This window comes from Dellaglioa sp. CoH-55-MRSF-6 (genome assembly GCF_056782215.1).
Genome location: NZ_JBXAYJ010000002.1, coordinates 214,805 through 235,929, shown reverse-complemented (window position 1 = coordinate 235,929; position 21,125 = coordinate 214,805). Strand labels below are relative to the sequence as shown.

At 34.0% G+C, this 21,125-nt stretch carries 23 protein-coding genes; 21 read left to right on the top strand and 2 right to left on the bottom strand.

What is annotated here, in order from left to right:
- Position 1 precedes the first annotated feature (1 nt).
- The 9 genes from AC1RPK_RS02935 to AC1RPK_RS02895 all read left to right on the top strand — a co-directional run bounded on the left by AC1RPK_RS02935 (position 2) and on the right by AC1RPK_RS02895 (position 7,734).
- A complete protein-coding gene (locus AC1RPK_RS02935) occupies positions 2-235 on the top strand; it encodes an exodeoxyribonuclease VII small subunit (protein WP_409022627.1) in 234 nt (77 codons plus the stop codon).
- Entirely contained in the window at positions 228-1,115 is an 888-nt protein-coding gene (locus AC1RPK_RS02930) for a polyprenyl synthetase family protein (RefSeq protein ID WP_481761246.1), read from the top strand. The genes AC1RPK_RS02935 and AC1RPK_RS02930 overlap by 8 nt, the downstream gene beginning before the upstream one ends.
- A gap of 8 nt (positions 1,116-1,123) precedes the next feature.
- Positions 1,124-1,948: a TlyA family RNA methyltransferase gene (locus AC1RPK_RS02925; protein ID WP_481761247.1), complete on the top strand. Its 825-nt coding sequence runs from the start codon at positions 1,124-1,126 to the stop codon at positions 1,946-1,948.
- Between the two features lie 89 nt (positions 1,949-2,037).
- Positions 2,038-2,493 carry an arginine repressor gene (locus AC1RPK_RS02920; RefSeq protein WP_481761248.1) on the top strand — a complete coding sequence of 152 codons (456 nt, stop codon included), beginning with the start codon at positions 2,038-2,040 and terminating at the stop codon, positions 2,491-2,493.
- Between the two features lie 58 nt (positions 2,494-2,551).
- Positions 2,552-4,228, top strand: coding sequence for a DNA repair protein RecN (gene recN / locus AC1RPK_RS02915; RefSeq protein WP_481761249.1), 1,677 nt, complete (start codon positions 2,552-2,554; stop codon positions 4,226-4,228).
- A 62-nt stretch (positions 4,229-4,290) separates the two neighbouring features.
- Positions 4,291-5,502: a betaine/proline/choline family ABC transporter ATP-binding protein gene (locus AC1RPK_RS02910; RefSeq protein ID WP_481761250.1), complete on the top strand. Its 1,212-nt coding sequence runs from the start codon at positions 4,291-4,293 to the stop codon at positions 5,500-5,502.
- A 2-nt stretch (positions 5,503-5,504) separates the two neighbouring features.
- Positions 5,505-6,134 (top strand): ABC transporter permease, encoded by a 630-nt coding sequence (locus AC1RPK_RS02905; RefSeq protein ID WP_481761251.1) that lies wholly within the window; start codon positions 5,505-5,507, stop codon positions 6,132-6,134.
- 24 nt (positions 6,135-6,158) lie between these two features.
- Positions 6,159-7,079: an osmoprotectant ABC transporter substrate-binding protein gene (locus AC1RPK_RS02900; RefSeq protein ID WP_481761403.1), complete on the top strand. Its 921-nt coding sequence runs from the start codon at positions 6,159-6,161 to the stop codon at positions 7,077-7,079.
- 1 nt (position 7,080) lies between these two features.
- Positions 7,081-7,734 carry an ABC transporter permease gene (locus tag AC1RPK_RS02895; RefSeq protein ID WP_481761252.1) on the top strand — a complete coding sequence of 218 codons (654 nt, stop codon included), beginning with the start codon at positions 7,081-7,083 and terminating at the stop codon, positions 7,732-7,734.
- Positions 7,735-7,775: 41 nt separating this feature from the next.
- On the opposite strand, the gene AC1RPK_RS02890 is transcribed toward AC1RPK_RS02895, so the two are convergent.
- Entirely contained in the window at positions 7,776-8,108 is a 333-nt protein-coding gene (locus AC1RPK_RS02890) for a hypothetical protein (RefSeq protein ID WP_409022619.1), read from the bottom strand.
- A 180-nt stretch (positions 8,109-8,288) separates the two neighbouring features.
- Between AC1RPK_RS02890 and gmk the strand changes: the two genes are divergently transcribed.
- The 11 genes from gmk (at position 8,289) to AC1RPK_RS02835 (ending at position 20,269) form a co-directional block, all read left to right on the top strand.
- Positions 8,289-8,909, top strand: a complete 621-nt coding sequence (gene gmk, locus AC1RPK_RS02885; protein ID WP_481761253.1) for a guanylate kinase — start codon at positions 8,289-8,291, stop codon at positions 8,907-8,909.
- Entirely contained in the window at positions 8,906-9,121 is a 216-nt protein-coding gene (gene rpoZ, locus AC1RPK_RS02880) for a DNA-directed RNA polymerase subunit omega (protein WP_409022617.1), read from the top strand. Before gmk ends, rpoZ begins: the two co-directional genes overlap by 4 nt.
- A gap of 113 nt (positions 9,122-9,234) precedes the next feature.
- Positions 9,235-10,437 (top strand): bifunctional phosphopantothenoylcysteine decarboxylase/phosphopantothenate--cysteine ligase CoaBC, encoded by a 1,203-nt coding sequence (coaBC, locus tag AC1RPK_RS02875; protein WP_481761254.1) that lies wholly within the window; start codon positions 9,235-9,237, stop codon positions 10,435-10,437.
- A gap of 30 nt (positions 10,438-10,467) precedes the next feature.
- Positions 10,468-12,888: a primosomal protein N' gene (gene priA, locus AC1RPK_RS02870; RefSeq protein WP_481761255.1), complete on the top strand. Its 2,421-nt coding sequence runs from the start codon at positions 10,468-10,470 to the stop codon at positions 12,886-12,888.
- 14 nt (positions 12,889-12,902) lie between these two features.
- Complete coding sequence (gene fmt, locus AC1RPK_RS02865; protein WP_481761256.1) at positions 12,903-13,850, top strand: methionyl-tRNA formyltransferase; 948 nt, start codon at positions 12,903-12,905, stop codon at positions 13,848-13,850.
- A complete protein-coding gene (gene rsmB / locus AC1RPK_RS02860; protein WP_481761257.1) occupies positions 13,847-15,199 on the top strand; it encodes a 16S rRNA (cytosine(967)-C(5))-methyltransferase RsmB in 1,353 nt (450 codons plus the stop codon). The genes fmt and rsmB overlap by 4 nt, the downstream gene beginning before the upstream one ends.
- A 15-nt stretch (positions 15,200-15,214) precedes the next feature.
- Complete coding sequence (locus AC1RPK_RS02855; protein ID WP_481761258.1) at positions 15,215-15,955, top strand: Stp1/IreP family PP2C-type Ser/Thr phosphatase; 741 nt, start codon at positions 15,215-15,217, stop codon at positions 15,953-15,955.
- The gene (gene pknB, locus AC1RPK_RS02850) at positions 15,955-17,967 is read left to right on the top strand and encodes a Stk1 family PASTA domain-containing Ser/Thr kinase (protein ID WP_481761259.1); all 2,013 of its coding nucleotides are present in this window, start codon (positions 15,955-15,957) and stop codon (positions 17,965-17,967) included. Before AC1RPK_RS02855 ends, pknB begins: the two co-directional genes overlap by 1 nt.
- 103 nt (positions 17,968-18,070) lie before the next feature.
- On the top strand, positions 18,071-18,958 hold the full coding sequence (gene rsgA / locus AC1RPK_RS02845) for a ribosome small subunit-dependent GTPase A (RefSeq protein WP_481761260.1): 888 nt from the start codon (positions 18,071-18,073) through the stop codon (positions 18,956-18,958).
- Positions 18,959-18,968: 10 nt separating this feature from the next.
- Positions 18,969-19,619 (top strand): ribulose-phosphate 3-epimerase, encoded by a 651-nt coding sequence (gene rpe, locus AC1RPK_RS02840; RefSeq protein ID WP_409022609.1) that lies wholly within the window; start codon positions 18,969-18,971, stop codon positions 19,617-19,619.
- Positions 19,616-20,269, top strand: a complete 654-nt coding sequence (locus AC1RPK_RS02835; RefSeq protein WP_481761261.1) for a thiamine diphosphokinase — start codon at positions 19,616-19,618, stop codon at positions 20,267-20,269. The genes rpe and AC1RPK_RS02835 overlap by 4 nt, the downstream gene beginning before the upstream one ends.
- Positions 20,270-20,316: 47 nt before the next feature.
- Here the strand turns inward: AC1RPK_RS02835 and rpmB are convergent, their stop codons facing one another.
- Entirely contained in the window at positions 20,317-20,502 is a 186-nt protein-coding gene (gene rpmB / locus AC1RPK_RS02830) for a 50S ribosomal protein L28 (protein ID WP_057973454.1), read from the bottom strand.
- A gap of 239 nt (positions 20,503-20,741) precedes the next feature.
- Between rpmB and AC1RPK_RS02825 the strand changes: the two genes are divergently transcribed.
- On the top strand, positions 20,742-21,104 hold the full coding sequence (locus AC1RPK_RS02825) for an Asp23/Gls24 family envelope stress response protein (protein WP_057973455.1): 363 nt from the start codon (positions 20,742-20,744) through the stop codon (positions 21,102-21,104).
- Positions 21,105-21,125: the final 21 nt, after the last annotated feature.

The following is a 21,125-nucleotide window of genomic DNA, read 5'->3' as shown; positions in this document are numbered from 1 at the left end:
AATGGCTGAAAAAAAAGCGACATTTGAAGATAACTTAGTAGAACTTGAAAAAATTGTAACAGAACTAGAACAAGGTGATGTTCCTTTAGAAAAAGCATTAACCCAATTTCAAAACGGTGTTAAGTTGAGCTCAAAATTGCAAAAAACATTGGAAAATGCTGAAAAAACATTAACCAGTGTCATGAATGATTCTGGTGAAGAAGTGCCATTCGAACAAGGCTTAGAAAATGAGTAACTTAACTAAATTTTCTGATATCGTATTACCAGAATTTAATCAAATTATGTTGAATCAATTACAGGCTTTAGACACTGAAAAAAAGTTAAAAGAATCGATGACTTATTCAGTTGAAGCGGGTGGTAAACGTATTAGACCACTAATCATTTTTGTTATTTGTCAAATGCTTAATCGTAAACTTGATAAGTCAGTTTATTCTATTGCTGGTGCATTAGAATTAATTCATACCTATTCATTAATTCATGATGATTTGCCTGCGATGGATGATGATAATTTAAGACGTGGTAAACCAACAAACCATATTATTTTTGGTGAAAGCATGGCAATTTTAGCTGGTGATGCACTAAATACATTAGCCTTTGAATGGATCAGTAACGCAGAGTTGCCTGATTCACAAAAGGTATTACTAATGGGTCAACTAGCTAGGTTAGCTGGCCCAGAGGGAATGGTTGGCGGTCAAGTTGCCGATATTGAAGGTGAACAAAAAGAGTTATCATTAGCGCAGTTGAAACAGGTGCATAAGCGTAAAACGGGTGATTTAATTGAATTTTCAGTTTACGCAGGTAGCATACTTGGAAAAGCGACTGACCAACAGCACGTAGCGTTTATGGCATATGGACGTCATTTTGGGTTAGCTTTTCAAATCTATGATGATATTATGGATGTCGTTGGGACATCTGAAGAGATGGGCAAGGCTGTTCATAAAGACAATCAAGAAAATAAAAATACGTATCCTGGACTAATGGGAATTGATCAAGCTTATAGGATGCTCGAAGAAGTAACCAATCAAGCTAAAGATGCTATTCAAACGCTTAAGCAAACAGGGTTGGAGACAGAGTATTTGGAAGAATTGTTACATTACTTTAAATTAAAAAATTAGGAGTCACTATGAAAAAAGAGCGCATTGATGTTTTATTAGTTAAACAAGGGTTATTTGAAACTCGTGAACAGGCCAAACGTGCAGTTATGGCTGGTGAAATTCTGGGTGAGAATGAAGAACGATTGGATAAACCAGGTGTTAAAATTTCTGAAGAAACTGTGCTTCATTTTAAAGGTAAAAAATTACCTTATGTGAGCCGCGGTGGACTTAAATTAGAAAAAGCCCTTAAAGTATTTGATGCAACCGTTCAGGATAAAACGGTCTTAGACATTGGATCATCAACCGGTGGCTTTACCGATGTTGCTTTACAAAATGGCGCAAAATTAAGTTATGCGTTAGATGTTGGTACCAATCAATTAGTTTGGAAATTACGACAAGATCCAAGAGTTGTTGTGATGGAAAATACTAACTTCAGATATAGTAAAAAAGAAGATTTTGAATTTGGACAACCCAATTTTGCAACAATAGATGTATCGTTTATTTCATTACATCTTATTTTACCTGCATTAAAGAAAATTATTACTGAAAATGGGGATGTTGTGGCATTAATAAAACCCCAATTTGAAGCAGGAAAAGAAAATGTTGGAAAACATGGTATTGTACGAGATGAAAAGATTCATCGTCAAGTGCTCGAAGACATTGTTCAATTTTCTATTTCCACTGGATTTAATGTTGCGGATTTAAGCTACTCACCAATTAAGGGTGGCGAAGGTAATATTGAATTTTTAATTCATTTAAAGTCTGCGATAAATGAAATTGGCGAGATTTCGGATAAGGTTAGTATCGATGGCGTATTAACTGCTGCATACGATAACCTGAATGCCGTTAAATAAGGATTTAAAGTGAAGTTCTTTAATAATAATTGAAATTACGTTATACTAACTCTATGGGTGGTAGAGGTTATCGGGTGAGGGGGACTTTAATGAAAAAGCAAGAACGGCAACGTTATGTTCGTGAATTATTGAAGAACAATAATATTGATAAGCAGGAAGATTTTGTGAGTTTGCTTAAAAAACAAGGGATTACAGTCACACAAGCAACTATTTCTAGAGATATTAAAGAAATGCAATTAATTAAAGTGCCATCTGCTGATGGAACTTACAGTTATAATTTACCTGTTCAAAAAAAATTGAATACAGAAAAAAAATTAACTAAAACGTTAAAAGATGCTTTTATATCAACTGATGTTCAAAATGAAATGTGTCTCGTTAAGGTGACGCCAGGAAGTGGTCCAGCAATCGTATCTTTAATTGAACAAATGAATTATTCATTTGTTTTTGGTACTTTAGGCGGAGATGGATCAGCTCTAATTATCTGTCACTCGAACAAAGATGCGTTAAAGTTAAGTAAAATTTTAAATGAGATTGTAACTGAATAGATAGAAATAAAATCTGTGACATTTGTTTCAGATTTTTTCTATTAAAGGGGTGAAAAAAATGTTACAAGAATTGACAATAAAAGATTTTGCCATTATTGATTCTTTGAATATCGATTTCATGGCTAATATGACAGTTTTAACAGGTGAAACTGGTGCGGGTAAATCCATTATCATTGATGCTTTGGGCCTCTTATCAGGTGGTAGAGGGTCCCAAGAATTTATTAGAAAAGATGCAAAAAAAATGGTGCTACAAGGACTCTTTATGCCAACTGAAAACTCAAATACGTTAACGAAGTTGGACCAATTAGGTATTGGCCATGATGATAACTCTGTGATTTTACAACGTGAAATACATAGATCTGGTAAAAATATTTGTCGCATAAACGGTATGTTGGTTAACACGAGTACACTAAAATCAATTGGTGAAACGTTAGTTGATATTCATGGCCAAAATGAACATCAAGAATTAATGCAACAGGATAAGCATTTGGGCATGTTAGATGAATATATTAAAAATGATATTCAAACACTGAAGCATAGTTATCAAGAAGCATTTGAATACTATCAAAACCTAAATAAGTTACAAATAAAAAGACAAACAAATCAAAACGAATGGGCACAACGATTAGATATGTTACATTTTCAAAAAGATGAAATTGAAAGTGCAGATTTAATTGAAAATGAAGAAGACATATTAAGCGCTGAAAAAGAACGTCTAGAAAATTTTCAAACTATTAATCAGTCACTGGATGCAAGTTACCAAGCGTTATCGGGTGATGATGAAAATACAGTTGACCATGTTGGTGTTGCAATGTCTAACATGCTAAAAATTGATAATTTAGATAGTGAATATAAAGACTTAGCAGAACGGTTGTCGTCAGCCTATTATATGCTGCAGGATGCATCTAGTGACCTATTGCGTCAGTTAGACTCCCTGGAATGGGATGAGCAACGATTAAATGAGATTGAAAATAGGCTTGAATTAATTGTACAATTAAAACACAAATATGGTGATTCTGTTGAAAAAATATTAGCTTATTTGAGTCTTATATCTGAAGAATTAATTGAAATGGAAGCAACTGAAGGTAATGCAGATGATTTAGATAATCAAGTTAATTTAGCTAGAAAAGAAGCCCATAAATTGGCTGATAAATTAACTAATGTTCGAAAAAAAGCAGCCATCATTCTACAAAAAGAAGTGCATAAACAGTTAAGTGAGTTGTATATGGACAAAGCCGTTTTTGAAGTTAAATTTGATTCACTCAATCAGTTAAATAGTACCGGACAAGATAAAGTTGAATTTTATATTCAAACAAATGTTGGGGAAACAATGGGGCCATTAGCTAAGATTGCTTCTGGTGGTGAACTTTCTCGAATGATGTTAGCGTTAAAGACAATTTTTTCTAGGACGCAAGGTGTCACAAGTATTATATTTGATGAAGTTGATACAGGAGTTAGTGGACGTGTTGCCCAGGCAATTGCTGAAAAAATTAATCAAATTGCCCAACAATCACAAGTTCTATGTATCACACATTTGCCACAGGTTGCTGCAATTAGCGAGCACCATTACTTTATAGCTAAAGAAGTGATTTGTGAACGTACAGAAACATCTATTAAATTGTTATCTAAGGAAGATCGTATTCAAGAAATTGCTCGAATGCTTGCCGGTTCTGAGATTACACCTTTAACTGTTAAACATGCTGAAGAATTACTAAATACGGCACAAAAAAAATAATTAAAACCAAGGTACTACTATGAATAGATGATTGGTTAGTTATAAAAAAGGAGAGTACTAATATGCTTAAGTTTGATAAAATATCAAAAATTTATAAAGGTAATAAAGCTGTAGATAATTTTAATTTGGAAGTTCAAGATGGTGAATTCATTTGTTTCATCGGAACATCTGGTTCAGGTAAAACAACTACTATGAGAATGATTAACCGTATGTTGACACAAACAGAAGGTACAATCACTATTGATGGTAAAGATATAGCCAAAATGGATCCCGTTAAATTACGTCGTAAAATCGGATATGTTATTCAAAATATTGGTTTAATGCCACATATGACTATTCGTGAAAATATTACATTAGTACCAAAATTATTAAAATGGCCTGAAGAAAAAAGAGATGAACGCGCTAAAGAAATGATTAAATTAGTTGAACTACCAGAATCATATTTAGACCGTTACCCATCTGAACTTTCTGGTGGGCAACAACAAAGAATCGGAGTTGTCAGAGCTTTAGCTGCTGATCAAGATATTATCTTGATGGATGAACCTTTTGGTGCGCTTGATCCTATTACTAGAGAAGCTTTACAAGATTTAGTTAAAGATTTACAAGAACGTTTAGGTAAGACATTCGTTTTTGTTACTCATGATATGGATGAAGCTTTAAAATTAGCAACACGAATTGTTGTTATGTCTGAAGGAAAGATTGTTCAAGCAGATACACCCGATAATATTTTGAAAAATCCAGCAAATAAATTTGTTGAAAACTTGATTGGTCAAGATAGACTTATCCAAGCTCGTCCAAGTATTACAACTGTTGGTCAAGTTATGTTAGCTAACCCAGTTTCAATTACACCAGGTAAGTCATTAGTAACAGCTATTCGTTTAATGCATGATCGTCGAGTTGATACGTTGTTAGTTACTGATGATGCTGGTATTTTAAAGGGTTATATTGATATTGAAAGCTTAGATTATAGTTTCAATACATCAAGTAGTGTCAGCGATATTATGAACAAAGATATTTTCTATGTTAAAGAAGATTCATTAGTTCGTGATACTGTTGAACGTATTTTAAAACGTGGATTTAAAAATGTACCTGTTATTAATAAAGATGGTATATTAGTCGGAATTGTAACCCGCGCTACCCTAGTTGATATTGTTTATGATGCACTTTGGGGTGATGAAAATAGTGCTTCTCATGAAGAAGTAACTAAAATAATGACGTCAGACTCAGGTACAGATACCGATGAAACTAGCCCAAGTTCAACGAAGGAGGGTTAATAATGACTTCATTTTTACAAGAATATGGGGCAATGATTGTCTCAAAATTATGGGAACATATTGAAATTTCAGGAATGGCATTATTTTTTGGAGTAGCAATAGCTGTTCCTTTAGGAATTTTACTAACAAGATTACCTAAGACAGCCAATATTGTAATTGCAATTGCTAGTATGTTGCAAACAATTCCTGCTTTAGCTTTACTAGCCATGATGATTCCTTTATTTGGGATTGGTAAGTTACCAGCTGTTGTAGCATTATTTATCTATTCGTTGTTACCAATATTAAGAAATACGTATATTGGTATTAAAGAAGTGGATCCAGTGTTAAAAGACGCTGCTAAAGGGATGGGTATGACTAATTTGCAGTCGATTCTGCAAGTTGAATTAGTTATGGCATCTCAGGTTATTATGTCTGGAATTCGTTTAGCTGCAACTTATGTAATTGCTTGGGCAACATTAGCTTCATATATTGGTGCTGGTGGCTTAGGGGATATGATTTTTAATGGATTAAATTTGTATCAACCAAAATTAATTTTAGGCGGTACAATTCCAGTTATCTTATTAGCCTTACTAGTTGATTTTATACTTGGACAGGTTGAAAAAAAGGTAGCACCAAAAACAACAAGAAATTAAGGAGGCTTTAACATGAAAATTACGATGAAAAAAATACTTGTTAGCTTAAGCCTTCTGTTTGCCGGTGTGAGTCTATCAAGTTGTGGGTTTCCTGGTTTAACAGGTGGCTCTGAATCGACAATTAAAATTGTCGCACAATCAACGACGGAATCTCAAATTATTGGATCAATGCTACAACAATTGATTGAACATGAATCAGATAATCAAGTAGAACTGATAAATAATTTAGGTTCTGGTACATTAAGTTTTAATGCACTCAAAAACGGTGATGCAGATATATCATCTGCTAGATATACAGGAACTGACTTAAGTGCGGTATTAAATAAACCAGTAGAAAAAGATACCGTTAAAGCTAATAAAATAGTTAAAGATGGATTCGAAAATAGATTCCAAATGAAATGGTTTGATAGTTTAGGTTTTGCTGATACTTATGCATTTATGGTTACAAAAGAGACAGCTAAAAAGTACAATTTAAACACAGTATCTGATTTAAGAAAAATTGAATCTAAATTAACAGTCGGTGTTGATGCCAACTGGATTAGCCGTGTAGGTGATGGTTACGATGGTTTCCAAAAAGAATATAATATTAAATTTGGTAACATTTATCCTATGCAGATTGGATTAGTCTATAGCGCTTTGGCAAAGGGTAAAATGGATGTTGTTCTTGGATATTCAACTGATGGCCGAATTAAGAGTTATGATCTGAAAATTTTGAAGGATGATCGTCACTTCTTCCCACCATATTCAGCAAGCCTTGTTGCAAATGATTCTATCTTGAAGGAACATCCTGAATTAACACCGCTTATTGATCGACTTAAAAACAAAATTAATTTATCAACAATGCAATCATTAAATTACAAAGTTGATAATGATTTTTACGAACCAGCAGTAGTTGCAAAACAATTCTTAGAAGAACATCATTACTTCGAAAAGGCGGGTGATTAATATGAATACTTTTGATCAATTGATGTCTTATTTTAGTAATAATGGGTTATATGTTTTACAAGAATTTACAAGACATTTTTTAATTTCAATATATGGTGTGATAATTGCTGCAATTATTGGGATTCCAATCGGAATTTTTATCTCAAAACATCATAGATTGAGCGATGTAGCAATAGGTGCTGCTAATGTTATTCAAACTGTACCATCATTAGCAATGTTATCTATTATTATGTTGGGACTAGGTTTAGGTGTTAATACAGTTATTGTAACTGTTGCACTTTACTCACTATTACCTATTTTAAAAAATACGTATTCAGGGATGATTAATGTTGATCCTGGCGTTCTTGATTCTGGTAAAGGGATGGGAATGACGAGACTTCAAATCCTTTATATGATTGAGTTACCGTTATCATTATCAGTTATCATGGCCGGAATTAGAAATGCATTAGTTGTTGCAATTGGTATTACAGCAATTGGTTCATTTATTGGTGCAGGTGGACTTGGAGATATTATTATCCGAGGAACAAATGCAACTGATGGAGCAGCTATTATTTTAGCTGGTGCATTGCCAACAGCTCTAATGGCCGTTATTGCTGATGCAATTTTGGCACTTATTCAAAGAAAATTTGATCCAACAACAATTAAACGTAAATAAAAAAATGGTCATTTTCTAGTTGTTATAGAAAGTGACCATTTTTATATTGAATCGATTAAAGCGATATAACGGAGTTGATTATCAGTAAGAAGGTAAGTGATATTCGTATATTGCGTTTTAAATATTAATTGATTAGAACCAGAACGTCGGTGTAAGGTACCACGAAGTTCTTGGAATTCTTTTTGAAATCCAGTTGGATTTAATTGTAAAATAATTGTTTTTTTCATTTTTAAAACTTTTTCTGTAAAGAGTGCTAATTGAAATTGAGGCATTTGTGGTCTTAAAATAAAGTCATCTAAATCAAAAATTTTATGATATGAATATTGTAGTGTTGAGCCAATAGTTTGAATTGTTGTTTGTTGTTTATTTTGCATAATAAAGTTCCTCCCCGAACGTTTGTTTGTATTTTCATTATACGAACAAACGTTCGGTAAAGCAAGTGTTAATTTATAATATATTTAAAAGATGACAACAGCGCATAAAAAGCTTGAATAATAGCCGTAAAAAGTGCATACTATTTATTAATACTTATCTTAGAGGAGTTTACAAATTTAATGGCTAATCGTGGAATGTTGATCGTACTATCTGGTCCATCAGGGGTCGGTAAAGGAACCGTAAGAAAAGCAATTTTTGACCAAGCTGACAATAAGTTTCTTTATTCAATTTCAATGACCACTCGTAAAATGCGAGAAGGCGAAGTTGATGGTGTTGACTATCATTTTGTATCAAAAGAAGAATTTGAGAATGAAATTTCAACGGGCGGTATGTTAGAATACGCCAAGTATGTTGACAATTACTATGGAACACCGTTAAAATATGTAAATAAGATGCTTGACGCTGGTCAAGATGTCTTTCTTGAAATTGAAGTACAAGGTGCTATGCAAGTTCGAGAAAAAATTTCTGATGGTTTATTTATTTTCTTAACGCCACCTGATTTGATGGAATTAAGACAAAGAATTACAGGACGTGGAACGGATGATTCTGCAACTATTGATAAACGAATGACAAAAGCCATTGGTGAGATTGATATGATGCAGAATTACGATTACGCGGTTGTTAATGATGAAATAAATGATGCTGTTGAAAAAATTCAAACGATTATTAAAGCTGAACGTTGGCGTGTAAAACGATTTTTACCTGACTATAGAAAACAATTAGGAGATGTATTTAAATGATTTTATATCCTTCAGTAGATGACTTATTGAAACAAGTAGATTCAAGATACTCATTAATTATGTTAGCAAGTAAACGTGCCCATGAATTAGATGCTGGCGCTCTACCAATGCTTTCTAATTACAAATCAAAAAAGAATGTTGGACGTGCTTTGGAAGAAGTTGTTACTGGTGATTTAATTATTGATCCAGTTGAAAAAGAAGATATTCGTTAATCTGATTAAATGAAAAGGAGTTAAGACAAGCTAATTGTCCTAACTCCTATTTTATTTCTTAGAAAATTGATACAATAGAGAATAGAATAAATTCGGTATGGGGGCGACATGAAATGACACTTGAAAATAAAAAAATCGGTCTTGTTGTAACAGGTGGTATTGCAGCGTATAAAAGTTTGGGATTAGTCCGAGCACTAATTAAACAAGGTGCTAGCGTTCGAGTTGCGATGACCAAAGCTGCAACTGAATTTGTAACACCCTTGAGTTTTGAAACGTTGAGTAAAAATAGGGTGTTAACTGATTTATTTTCAGGAAAAGAGTCTGAGCATGTTGCACATATTGAATTTGCAGACTGGGCAGAATTAATGGTTATTGCACCAGCGACAGCAAACATTATCGCAAAAATGGCCAATGGTATCGCAGATGATTTTGTTTCAACCACTTTATTAGCAACTGAGGCACAAAAAATTGTTGTGCCCGCAATGAATGAACATATGCTAATGAATTCTGCTACACAACGTAATCTTAAATTTTTAGGACGAAATAACATTCAGATTATTGAACCAGAAATAGGCTTTTTAGCAGAAGGTTATTCAGGTAAGGGACGTTTTCCCGAATTAAATGTGATAATGTCAGTTATTCAAACTTCCTTTGAGGATAGTGACAAACCATTAGAAGGTAAAAATGTCTTAGTGACAGCTGGTGGTACACGAGAACGAATCGATCCAGTTCGTTTTATCGCTAATGATTCTTCTGGTAAAATGGGTTTCGCAATTGCGATTGAAGCGCAAAAGTTAGGTGCTAATGTCACCTTAATTAGCGGAATAAGCCAGTTGCCAGACCCAATTGGCGTGACAACAATTAGAGTTACAACTGCGTTAGAGTTATCTGAAGCTATCAATAAGCGATTTGATGACCAAAATATTTTGATAATGGCAGCAGCTGTTTCAGATTATCGTGTACAAAATGTTGCAGATCAGAAAATAAAAAAAGCTGAATCTACTTTAACGTTAATATTAGAAAAAAATCCAGATATTTTAAAACATTTGGGCCAAATTAAGCAAAATCAGTATTTAGTCGGATTTGCTGCGGAAACCCAAAACGGACTAGAAAATGCACAAGAAAAATTAGAAAAGAAAAATTTAGATTTATTGGTTTTAAATGATGTCTCAAATTCTGCCATTGGATTTAATAGCAATGATAATGAGGTAACACTGCTTAGACCAAACAGAAAAAATGATTTCATAAAGCAAACAAGTAAAAAGCAAATTGCTAAGGAATTATTAGCTACTATTATAAGCGATGTAGTAAAATAAGCAGTTAATTAAATGAAAGGAGGTTTCAGTATGTCACAATATGCAAAAATTATCGTTGATGTTCCTACGATGCAAACGGACCAGCCATATACGTATTCAATCCCAGCAGTATTAACAAATCAGATTGAGATTGGCATGCGGGTTATTGTACCATTTGGGAATGGTAAACGATTGGTTCAAGGATTTGTAATTGATCTTTTTGATAAGAATGAGTTCGATGGTCATGTAAAAGATATTCAATCAGTCGTTGATTTAAGACCTGTTGTGAATACTGAATTATTAGACTTATCTGAGTGGATAGCTAATGAAACCTTTTCCTTCCGTATAACTGCCTTACAAATGGTTTTACCGAGTGTCATGCGTGCAACCTATAAAAAGCGAGTTCGTTTAATTGACGAAATTGATGAAGATTTACAAGATAAATTATTTCAAGGTCAAGATTCTATTGAATTTGATCCAGAACATATGGATGCTCAAATAATTAAAGAATTATTACAACTTACCAAGGCTGAAAAGGCTGAGATGATTTATGAAGTTGGCAATAAAGCTAAAGTTAAAATGCAAATATCAATCCAACCAAAACTTGGATTCGAAGCATATGAAAATATTCGAAGTGGTTTACGTAAAAATGCTAAACAACAGCACTTATTGATTGACTATCTACAATCACTCACTGAAGATAGCTTGATTCCTCAGAAACAAGTTGTTGAGGAAATAGGCGTGACACCTGCAACAATTACAGCTGGAGCAAAAAATGGTTGGCTTGAAAAAGTTGAGACTGAGGTATATCGGGACCCATATAAAGACACAATTATTGAGCCAACCAATATGCAAGAATTAACCTCAGATCAAGAGGTTGCGGTGCTAGCTGTCGATGAGGCTATTAAAAGTGGAACTAATACAACATTTTTACTTCAAGGTGTGACGGGGAGTGGGAAAACAGAAGTTTATTTGCAGACAATCGCAAAAGCGCTAGAACTTAGAAAAACAGCTTTGATGCTTGTACCAGAAATAGCTTTGACACCCCAAATGGTTAAGCGAGTTAAATCACGATTTGGTAATCTAGTTGCGGTCCTGCATAGCGGTTTGTCTGACGGTGAGCGTTATGATGAATGGCGCCGGATTGAGCGTAAAGAAGCGCAAGTAGTTGTCGGTGCACGTTCAGCCGTTTTTGCACCATTAGATAATATTGGCGTTATTATTGTTGATGAAGAGCATGAATCGAGCTATAAACAAGATGAAACACCAAGGTATCATGCAAGGGATGTTGTTCTTTGGAGAAGTAAAAGACATCAGTGTCCTGTCATATTGGGTAGTGCAACACCATCCCTCGAATCTCGTGCTAGAGCTCAAAAAGGCGTGTATGAGTGGTTACAATTACCTCAACGTATAAATGGTCATCCCATGCCAGAAGTTACGCTAATTGATATGAGAGAAGAAATGAAAAAGACTGGTGAGAGTAATTTTTCTGAGCCACTTAGACATGAAATTACTAAGCGCCTTGAGAAAAATGAACAGACTGTTTTAATGTTAAATCGTCGTGGGTTTTCATCTTTCGTAATGTGCCGAGATTGTGGATTCGTGCTACCTTGTCCTAACTGTGATACTTCTTTAACATTGCATATGGATACTCATACAATGAAATGTCATTATTGTGGACATGAAGAAGGTATTCCTAAAACTTGTCCTAACTGTCATAGTCGAAAAATTAGATATTATGGTACAGGTACGCAAAAAGTTGAAGAAGAACTTAAAACGTTATATCCAGAGGCTAAAATTTTACGAATGGACGTTGATACGACACGTAAAAAAGGCGCACACGAAAAAATCCTAGCTAAATTTGGCGCAAAAGAAGCTGATATTTTATTGGGTACACAAATGATTGCGAAAGGGTTAGACTTTCCTGATGTGACGTTAGTTGGCGTTCTTAATGCAGATACAGCACTTAGTTTGCCTGATTTTAGATCAAGTGAAAGAACGTTCCAATTATTAACCCAAGTGAGCGGTCGAGCTGGTCGAGCTGAAAAAGAAGGACATGTTATTATCCAAACTTTTAATCCAGATCACTACGCGATTCAATATGCGAAGCATCATGACTATGAATCATTTTATAAAAAAGAAATGTCAGTTCGACATATGGAAAATTATCCACCATATTATTATACAATTCAGCTCACTGCTAGTTATACGGATGAGGCTGGAGCAGCGAAAAAAATGTTAGAAGCAGTTCAATTTTTAAAACCAGTGTTATCAAAGAATGCGATTATTCTTGGACCAACACCAAAATCAATTATGCGTGTTAATAATCGTTTTTATTATCAAGTGGTTATTAAGTATAAATCAGAAGGTCAATTAAAAGAACGACTAAGAGAGTTAATGACTAAATCTCAAGCCGAAGTTCGAAAAGGTTTAAAATTAACGATTGATTCTGAACCAGTAAACTTTATTTAAATTAAGGAGATATTATGACGTCAATTGTATTTATGGGAACACCAGAATTTTCAGCTCCAATTTTAGAAAGTTTAATTGAAAACGGCTATGACGTGAAAGCTGTTATGACACAACCAGATCGAATGGTTGGGCGAAAACGTATTTTAACGCAATCACCAGTAAAACAAGTTGCAGTAAAACATGGTATTGAGGTATTACAACCAGAAAAATTAAGTGGCAGCGATGAAATGGCCAAAGTAATTGCAATGGCACCCGATTTTTTGGTAACTGCAGCATTTGGACAATTTTTACCAACAAAATTATTAGAATCTGCTAAAATTGGTGCAATAAACGTCCATGGTTCACTATTACCTAAATATCGTGGTGGCGCACCAATTCAATATGCTATTATGAATGGTGAACAAGAAACAGGTATTACCATTATTTATATGGTTAAAAAAATGGATGCTGGAAATATTATTAGCCGTCGTGCAATTAAAATTGAAAATAATGATGATACTGGTTCAATGTTTGAAAAATTAAGTTTATTAGGTAAGGAACTATTACTTGAAACATTACCAAAACTAATTGATGGTACAAGTGAATCAACACCACAAAATGAAGATAAAGTAACCTTTTCACCTACCATTAAACCAGAAGAAGAAGCCCTTGATTTTTCAAAAACGGCTAATGAAATAGACTGGAAAATTCGTAGCTTAAGACCGGTACCTGGTGCATATACGATTTTAAAGGGTAAGAGAACTAAAATATGGGATATAACTGTACTAGATAAAAAAACTATTTTATCTGCTGGAAAAGTAGTTGAAGTAGCTAAAAAATCACTTGAAATTGCTTGTGGTGATGGGACCGTATTAGCTATTAATTCGCTTCAACCAGATGGTAAATCAAAACAAACCATTGTCGACTACCTAAACGGTAGTGGGCAAGGAATAAAAGAAGGACAACAGGTGATTGATGTATGACAACTGATTTAAAAACGACACCCCGATTCTTAGCAGTTGATCTTTTAACAAGAGTTGCTAAACAAGGGACGTATTCAAATATTGCGTTGAACCAAGTGATTAAGAATAATCATATGGAAGTTCGGGATGCTCATTTATTAACACAACTAGTTTACGGTGTTATCCAAAGACGTCTCACTTTAGAATATTGGTTGGCACCATTTGTTAAAAATCCTAGCAAAATGGATAATTGGGTTCAAGAATTACTATTGAGTGCCATTTATCAGATGCATTATCTTGATAAAATTCCAACTCGCGCAATTTTTAATGAATCAATTGAAATTGCAAAACGAAAAGGCCATGCAGGTACGCGTAAATTTGTTACTGGTGTTTTACATGCAATTGAGCGTGAAGGTATCCGTCCTGTTTCTGAAATTAAAGATGATATTGAACGTTTGAGTATTGAAAGTAGTACACCAGTTTGGTTGGTAAACGAATTAATTAAACAAGTAGGCTTAGAAAAAGCGACACATTTGTTGGCTTCAATCAATGAAGCACCTGATCAATCTGTTAGAGTAAATACAGCTAAAGCAACTGTCGAAGAAGTCATTGAAAAAATGGAAAATGAAGGCTTTGAGGTGAAACGTAGTCAAGTTTCACCAGTTGGGTTATTAGTGACTAATGGATTTGCTCCTGATAGTGGCGTTTATCACGATGGGTTAATTACGATTCAAGATGAAAGTGCAATGTTAGTTGCTGACGCAATGAATATTCAACCAGGTGATAAAGTTTTAGATGCATGTGCCGCACCAGGTGGAAAAACAACCCATATTGCATCATTCCTAGATGAAACTTTATTTGGTGAAGTTGTAGGGTTAGATATTCATGCACACAAAGTTAAATTAATCGGTGATAATGCTAAACGTTTAGGTTTATCTAGTGTTGTTGAGGAGATGGTATTAGATGCACGTTTAATTTCAGAAGAATTTGATAATGAATATTTTGATTCAATTCTTGTTGATGCACCTTGTTCTGGAATTGGATTATTACGTCGTAAACCAGAAATTAAATATGAAAAAACATTAGCTGATTCAAATAATTTACAAAAAATTCAATTAGCTATTTTAGACAAAGTGGCACCAACTTTGAAAAAAGGTGGTCGCTTAACTTATAGTACATGTACTATTTTAGATATTGAAAATAAGGATGTTGTTAACCAGTTTGTTGAAACTCATCCTGAATTTAAAGTGATTGAAACGCCAACTGCTTTGGCATTAAAAGAAAATAGAGACGATAAAGAATTAACTATTTATCCGGATGATTATCATTCAGATGGATTTTTCATTACATGTTTAGAAAAACAACTTTAGACTCGAGGTGTAAGAATGAAAGTTGCCTATCAAACAGATGTAGGTAGTGTCAGAGAAAATAATGAAGATTACGTCGGTGTCTTTCACAATAAAAGTGGTATTTCTTTTGTGATGGTTGCAGATGGTATCGGTGGTCATTTGGGCGGAGATGTTGCTTCAGAAATGGCCGTTTCACACATGGGATTTCGATTTGAAGGAACTAATTTTAGCCAGCCCAGTGATGCAATTAAATGGATAACCAAAGAAGTAGAGATGGAAAATAAACAAATTATTGAAAAGTCTAATCAATATGAAGATCTTTCAGGTATGGGCACAACAATGGTATGTGCCATATTCTTTGAAGAAAAATATATTGTTGCCAATATTGGTGATAGCCGAGGATACTTATTACGTGACAAAGAACTTTATCAATTAACTGAAGATCATTCAGTAGTGAATGAATTAATTAAGCGTGGCGAACTAACCGTAGAAGATGCTAAAAATTATCCGCAAAAGAATATGATTACAAGAAGTTTAGGTATCTCGTCAGATGCTGATGCTGATATTGCGGTTAATGATTCTGAGTCGGGTGATTTATTATTATTATGCACAGATGGCTTAACTAATATGGTCTCTGATGATGAAATCAAGACGGTCTTAAAAAATACTACAACTGTTGAAGAAAAAGGCTCGGAATTAATTAGATTGGCCAATAAGGCAGGCGGATTAGATAACATTACCGCACTCCTGGTTAGCAATGATCGGGGGATAGTGTAATGAAACCTGATACAATTTTTAATGAACGTTATAAAATAATAAATTCATTAGGCGAAGGTGGCATGGCAAATGTCTATCTTGCGACTGATTTAATTTTGGATCGACCAGTAGCTGTTAAAGTATTGCGAGTCGATTTAAGGGATGATCAAGATACTGTTAGACGTTTTAAACGTGAGGCATTGGCAACAACTGAATTGGTTCATCCAAATATTGTGAATGTTTATGATGTCGGTGAAGTAGACGGACTGCAATTTATGGTCATGGAATATGTGCCGGGACATGATTTAAAAACATATATAGCAAAAAGGTTCCCAATTCCATATCAAGTTGTGATTGATATTATGACTCAAATTTTATCAGCTGTAGAAGTAGCACATGATCACAGTATTATTCATCGTGATTTAAAACCACAAAATATTTTAATAGATGCAGATGGTAATGCTAAAATTACAGATTTTGGTATTGCTGTGGCATTGGCTGATCATTCGTTAACACAAACTAATACTTTATTGGGTTCTGTTCATTATCTTTCGCCAGAACAGGCTAGAGGTAGCATGGCAACAAAACAATCTGATATCTATTCGCTTGGTATTATTTTGTATGAAATGTTAACTGGGCGAGTTCCTTTTGAAGGTGAAACAGCTGTTTCAATTGCCCTAAAACATTTTCAAAGTGATGTGCCATCTGTTCGGGAATTTGATCCTAATATTCCGCAGTCTCTTGAAAATGTTGTTTTACAAGCAACAAGTAAAGTACCGCGAGATAGGTTCCAATCTGCTGGAGAAATGTCAATTGCTTTGCGAGAATCTTTGGCTAAAAAAAATGTGGCAAAGTGGCAGCCTGAAGAGGTTATCAGTGGTGAAACTAAAGTATTGCCGGTATTTGATAAGCAGACTGTAGAAACACTTAGTCCGAATCAGGAACCAGATGTAAAAAAAGATACGAAAAAGAAAATGAGTCGTCGTAAAAAATGGACTATCGGCGCAATCATTTTTGCTTTTGTCGCTCTTATTCTGGGTGGTGCGATTCTTGCAATGAGTTCACCAAAAGAAGTTAAGGTCCCTGATTTAAGCGGAATGACAGTTAGTGAAGCAAAATCAAATTTAGCAGACAAAAATTTGAAACTTGGTAAAATTACTCGAACAAATAGTGAAACCGTTGATAGTGGTAATATCATTAATTCAACACCTAAGAAGAATGAAATAATTCGAGAAAAAAATCAGGTTGATGTAATGGTATCAAAGGGAAAAGCTAAGATAACAATCGAGAATTACGTTGGTAGTAATTATGAGGATGTTAAAACAACGTTAGAAAATGATGGCTTTAAAGTTGAAAAAGAAACGGAAGAGTCAGAATCTGTGACTGAAAATGAAATTATGGCGCAAGATGTCACAGCGGGTGATAAGGTAGTTCCGAGTGATACAGTGATTACATTGACAGTTAGTTCAGGTCCTAAAGTGTATACACTTAGAGATTTAACAGGATATACAAGAAAAAGTGTTCAGGATTATACAAGCGAATTAGGTGGTAATCTGACAATTAGCGAGGCCTACTCAGATTCAGTTGACAAAGGTCAAGTTATTAAACAATCACCAGCAGAAGGAAGCTCTTTTTCTAAAGGTGATCGATTATCAGTTGTTATTTCTAAAGGAAAAAAAGTCACAACTGATGAATTTACCAGGACTATATCTGTTCCATTCAAATCAATTGTGTCAGAAAGTTCAAGTTCAGTTGATGAAGAAAAAGATACGGATGAGGACAAAGACTCGTCGTCAGATGATAGTTCCAGCTCTAGTTCAAGTTCTTCAGAATCAAAAGCAGATGAAAATGCTATTGAAATTTATATTGAAGACAAAACACATAACATTGATGATATTTATGAACGGAAAACAATTACAAAAGATACTGATTTTAAATTATCATTTGTTTTAGATTCTGGAAAAGCAGGAAAATATAAAATTTTGCGTGATGGTGAAGTAATTGCGGAAAATGATAATGTAACTAAAAATTAAATAAAAGATGTGGTAAAATTAGATTAGAGGGTAAACTTCTAATCTATTTTTTAATTAATCATATAAAACGGTTACATGAGTCCAGTTAAAGGAGGTTAATTTATTGGTAACAGGTCAGATTAGACAATCATTAAGTGGCTTTTACGACGTTGATGTCGAAGGCGAAACTTATCGAACAAGGGCTCGAGGTAATTTTAGAAATTCTAACCAGGCACCACTAGTTGGCGATTGGGTTGACTTCAAAGCTGAAAATAAAAAAGAAGGCTATATTCTTAATATTCATGATCGAGAAAACAGCTTAATTCGACCACCAGTAGCTAATATTGATGAAGCAATTGTTGTAACGTCATGTGTTGAACCAGCATTTTCAAGCAATCTATTAGATAGACAATTAATTATGCTAGAATCGCATCATGTTAAGCCAGTCTTATACTTTTCAAAGGGCGATTTAATTCCTGAAGAGAAAGTAGTTGAAATAAGCAGTATTATTGAAGCTTATAGTCAAATCTATCCAACATTTTTTCCATTTGGTAAAAATGAAGATGTTGTGGTTAAAGAATTACAAGATACCTTTCCGGGTAAAATTGCAGTCGTAATGGGTCAGACTGGTGCAGGAAAATCAACATTACTAAATAAAATTATGCCAGAGTTGGAGTTGCAGACGGCTGAGATATCAAAAGCCTTACATCGTGGTAAACATACTACTCGTAAGGTAACATTAATGCCTATTGCAGGTGGGCTAATTGCTGATACACCTGGATTTTCTTCTTTTGATTTATTTGATATGTCAAAAGAAGAGTTACCAAAGTTATTTCCAGAATTAAATGAACTATCTGTTGGCTGTAAATTTAGAGGTTGTTTGCATATTAAGGAGCCTAAATGTGCAGTTAAAGCAGCACTTGAACAAGGTAATTTATTACAGAGTCGGTACAAAAATTATTTACAATTTAATCAATTAATTGTTGATCAAAAACCAAACTATAAGAAATGAGATGACCAAAATGAAATTATCACCTTCTATTTTAAGCGCTAATTTTGCAAACTTGGAAAAGGATATTAAAGTTGTTGATCAAGCTGGTGCAGAATATTTACATATTGATATTATGGATGGCCATTTTGTGCCTAATTTAACTTTTGGTGCAAACGTCGTTGAAGCAATTAGACCATTAACAAAAATGGTTTTGGATTGTCATTTGATGGTAGAAAATCCAGAATCTTATATTGAAGAATTTGCTGCGGCAGGTGCTGATATTATTGGGGTTCATGTTGAATCAACTCCCCATATTTTTGGTGTTATTCAACATATTAAAAAATTAGGTGTGAAAGCTGAAGTGGTTATTAACCCAGGAACATCCCTAGAGACAATTAAACAAATTTTGCCACTTGTTGATCAAGTATTAGTGATGACTGTTAACCCTGGATTTGGGGGACAATCATTTATTCCAGAAATGAAACGTAAAATTGACCAATTAGACCGTATCAAACAAGTTCAAAATTATGATTTTGATATTGAAGTTGATGGTGGTGTTAATGATCAAACGATTAAGGAATGTCTTGATAGTGGTGCAACAGTCGCAGTAGCTGGTTCATACATCTACAATAGTGATAATCCAACTGAACAAATTAATAAGTTAAGAGAAGCAACCAAATGAAACTCAATATCTTAGTCGGTGGACCTAAGGAACAGTGGCCTAAGGAATTAGTGGATGGTAACGTTCGTGGACCGTGGATTGGTGTTGACAGAGGTGCATTGCGATTAATAAAACTAGGTATTACACCTGAGCTATCGATTGGTGATTTCGATTCAATGACTGAAAGTGAATTTAATTTAGTATCTAATCATAGTAAAAAAATTAAAATAGCTAATCCTGAAAAAGATGATACAGATACTGAATTTGCTTTGAGAGAAGCCATATCTGAATTTGAGTTTGATTCAGTGACGATTTATGGCGCTACAGGTGGTCGAATTGATCATTTATTGGCTAATTTGTTTTTTATTTTTAGAGAGCCATTTAATACAATGTTTGAAAAAATTTGTTTAGTTGATAAACAAAATTCAATTCGATTCTTTAAATCTGGTAAGTATCAGTTAATAAAAGAAGATGATAAAAAATATCTTGCATTTATTCCACTGTCACCAGTTAAAAAATTGAGTTTAATAGATGAGAAGTATACATTGAATCAAATTAATTTTGTGAACCCGATTTCATTAGCAAGTAATGAATTTATGGGGGATACAGGTGAGTTTAGTTTTGAATCTGGTATTATTATTGTGATTCAAAGTCGTGATGACGAAAAATAGAGCAAAAAAAAAGACTTAGCATAAATGCTGAGTCTTTTTAAATTGAATTAAACACGGGTAACTTTACCTGACTTTAAAGCGCGAGCAGATACATAAACTCTTTTAGGTTTACCATCAACTAAGATGCGAACTTTTTGTAAATTAGGTTTCCAGCTACGGTTTGTTTGGTTCAATGCATGAGAACGTTTCTTACCGAAAGTAGTCTTACGTCCTGTAATAAAATCTTTTGCCATATTCATATCCTCCTCTGCAATTCACTTAAAAAGCAAAGCTATGCTTACTTACCTAAACAAAAATATCATATTTAGCCATATAATGCAATACTTTTCTTTCAAGTAAATTTGCTTGACAGCTTGAAATTCCCGAAGGTAGGGGAATAGAATTTTCTTAGATGCTATTTTTCTTTTATTCTACCATATCCTATGATAAAATACTCTTATTGATTGTGTGAAAATATAAGGAGGCTATTCTTATGGCTGTTAAGATCAAAACGCAATTCGGTACGATTGATATTGATAATGAAGTTATTGCGACAGTTGTCGGCGGTGCCGCAACTGAAATTTTTGGGATTGTCGGAATGGCAAGTAAAAACCAAATTCGTGACAATGTGAATGAAATTTTAAGAAGAGATAATTATTCTAGAGGTGTTGTTGTTCGCCAGGAAGATAATGGTGTTGCTATTGATGTCTACATTATTGTTGGCTATGGCACAAAAATATCTGAAGTTTGTCGTAATGTTCAAGAAAAAGTGAAGTATAATTTAGAAACAATGCTAGGTGTATCTGCTAATTCAGTTAACGTGTTAGTACAAGGCGTTCGCGTACTAGGCGATTAGTAACTAGCTATTTTAGTAGTG